Origin of the sequence: Paraburkholderia diazotrophica (assembly GCF_038900755.1) — a bacterium.
In the GTDB taxonomy this organism is placed as follows: Bacteria; Pseudomonadota; Gammaproteobacteria; order Burkholderiales; family Burkholderiaceae; genus Paraburkholderia; species Paraburkholderia diazotrophica_A.
Window position 1 is genome coordinate 1 of sequence record NZ_JBBPEN010000051.1, and the last position, 2,817, is coordinate 2,817.

3 protein-coding genes are annotated in these 2,817 nt (G+C 61.6%); all 3 read left to right on the top strand.

The genetic code is table 11. From position 1 onward, the window contains the following. Window positions 1-84: 84 nt before the first annotated feature. The 3 genes from tnpA (at window position 85) to tnpC (ending at window position 2,666) form a co-directional block, all read left to right on the top strand. The gene (gene tnpA, locus AABE10_RS36060; RefSeq protein ID WP_342937817.1) at window positions 85-564 is read left to right on the top strand and encodes an IS66-like element accessory protein TnpA; all 480 of its coding nucleotides are present in this window, start codon (window positions 85-87) and stop codon (window positions 562-564) included. Further along, a complete protein-coding gene (gene tnpB, locus AABE10_RS36065; protein ID WP_342937818.1) occupies window positions 564-917 on the top strand; it encodes an IS66 family insertion sequence element accessory protein TnpB in 354 nt (117 codons plus the stop codon). The genes tnpA and tnpB overlap by 1 nt, the downstream gene beginning before the upstream one ends. 99 nt (window positions 918-1,016) lie before the next feature. Then, entirely contained in the window at window positions 1,017-2,666 is a 1,650-nt protein-coding gene (gene tnpC, locus AABE10_RS36070) for an IS66 family transposase (protein WP_342937819.1), read from the top strand. Window positions 2,667-2,817: the final 151 nt, after the last annotated feature.

The following is a 2,817-nucleotide window of genomic DNA, read 5'->3' on the forward strand; positions in this document are numbered from 1 at the left end:
GTAAGCGGCAGTTTCTCCTCACATAGATCCTGAACTGAAAACAGCGCAGGATGTGTCCACGGTTTTTTAATGGACACACCCTTCATGGACGAGAACTGCGCAGATTTTTTGCCCTTGCGTGCGACCAACGTTGGTGTCGAAGGTAAGCGGACTTTCGACAAGCATGACAAACAGAGGCTGATTGAAGCCTGCCTGAAACCGGGCGTGTCGATCGCGGGTATGGCGCTGAAGGCGGGCGTGAACGCCAACCAGTTGCGCCGCTGGATCAAGAATTACGAGGCGCGTCTGAAGGGCGCCGCCGCCCCATGTGACTCGAAGGCTCTGCCCACGGCATTTGTACCGGTGATGGCGATCAGCGATGACAGCTGGGCGGCTTCGCCGATGCAGCCACAGCCGGAACCTGATACACCGACGGCGCCGATGCGGGTGCGCGCGCCACAGCGACCACCGCTGCCCTCGCGCCTGGTGGCGCAGTTGCCCAACGGGGTGAGCCTTGAACTTGAGTGCACCGGACAGGATTGCGCGCTGCTCAAGACGATGATTGACGCGTTGAGGCAGAGCTGATGTTCCGCTTCGACGACGACCTGAAGGTGTACCTGTACCGCGAGCCAATTGACTTCCGCGCCGGCATCAATACCCTTGCTGCCCTGGTCGCGGAGTCGATGCAGCTGGACCCGCTCGCCCGTGCCGTGTATGCGTTCCACAACCGCAAACGCGATCGCGTCAAGCTCCTGTTTTACGAGCGCACTGGTTTCTGGTTGATGTTGCGCCGGCTTGAGGAAGACCATTTCGTGTGGCCGAGCCGGCATCAGGAGGTGATCGAGCTGACAACGCAGCAGCTTCACTGGTTGCTCGACGGCATCGACATTGACGCGCTTCGCCGCCACCCTGTGCGTCGTTACCAGCACGCCAGCTAGCCCGCCCGGCAACGCACGTCGCGCGTAAACAACGGCGGCTGCGCCTTTTACAAATTGACGTAAACCCACGGCGCGCCGCGCTCCGCTATCCTGGAGCGCATGAATCCTCCCGATCTCAAGCACTTGCCCAGGGTCGTCAAGGGCTATATCCGCGATCTCGAAGAGCGCGCGACACAGGATATTGCCCAGCGCGACGCACAGATCGAGGAGCTGAACCGGCGCATCGGGCAGCTCGAGGAACAGATCCGTCTGCTGCAGGCCGAGCGCTTCGCACCGAAGAGCGAAAAACGCAAGGATCGCATGTTCGACGAGGCCGAGCAGATCGCGCAGACCGAACCCTCCGATGAGGAGGACGAGGGCGCACAGCCAGCGCTGCCCGACACCGGCCTGCCCAAAAACAGCGAGCCCGATCGGCGCAAGGGCGGACGCAAGCCTCTGCCGGCATACCTGAAGCGTGAACCTGTCCAATACGATCTGCCCGAAGACCAGAGGGCATGCGCGGACTGTGGCAACCCGATGCATCGCATCGGCGAGGACATCAGTGAGCAGTTGCACGTCGAGGTCAAGTGGACGGTCCGGCAGAACGTACGTTCCAAATGGGCATGCCGGCACTGTGAGTGTCACGCCGAACATACCCGGATCGTGCTTGCACCGATGCCGGTGCAGCCGATTCCGGGCAGCCATGCGGATGCGTCGGTGATCGCGACGGTCACGACCGCAAAGTACGTCGACGGCATGCCGTTGTACCGGATGCAGGACGCGCTCGCACGCTGGCAGATTCCGGTGAGTCGCGGCACGCTCGCTCACTGGATCATCCGCCCCAGCGAACTGCACTACCGCCGCCTGTACGACGCGCTGCACAAGACGTTGCTGTCGCAGCCGTTGATCCACGGTGATGAAACGACGGTTCAGGTGCTCAAGGAGCCCGGCAGGTCCGCGCAGAGCAAAAGCTATGCATGGGTGTACCGCAGCGCCGAAGGCTGCGCCGAGCCCGTTGTGCTGTTCGAGTACCAGCCGGGGCGCGGCCAGGAGCATCCCAAGAAGTTTCTCGGCGACTACAGCGGCATGCTGATGAGCGACGGCTACAGCGCCTGGCGCACGCTCAAAAAGGCCACGCACTTCGGATGCGTCGCGCACGCCCGGAGGCTGTTCGTCAAGGCGGACAAGGCGGCCGAGAAAAAAACGGACTCCGGCAAACAGAAGACAGCTAACGCTCGCGTGGCGAAAGCGTTGGAATACTTCCAGGCCCTGTACCGTGTCGAGGCGCTCGCCAAGGGCGAACTGCCTGACGGCCAGACGCGCGCTGATTACACATATGGCCTGCGGCAAAAGCATAGCGTGCCGGTGCTCGATGCCTTCAAGGCGTGGCTCGATGAGCTGGCACCCAAGGTACTGCCCCAGAGTCTGCTCGGCAAGGCAATCGCCTATACACGCAACCAGTGGCAATATCTGAGCCGCTACGTCACCGATGGTTGCGCCGCCATCGATAACAACGTTTGCGAACGAGACATCAGGCCGTTTGCCACTTCGAGGAAGTCATGGCTGTTCAGCGACACAGTTGACGGCGCAAAAGCGAGCGCGACAGTGTACAGCCTGATGTTGACGTGCAGAGCCTGCGGCGTCGAGCCGTACGACTACCTGCTACACGTACTCACCGAGCTCCCGCAGCGCGCGCCGGACGCTGATGTAACCGACCTTCTGCCGTTCAATTACGCCCGGCAGCAGCAGGAAAAGGAAGGGACCGGCTGACGAACTGAATGGGCGTCGGCATGCTCGCCCACGTGCAGACTCATCACCCCGATGCGGACATTGCCGGTTGACCCCGACCATCGCGATTCGGCTACGCTCGCCCGTCAGTTGCAAACAATTCCTTATTCGGTGTGCTGAAATCACCGCTTAC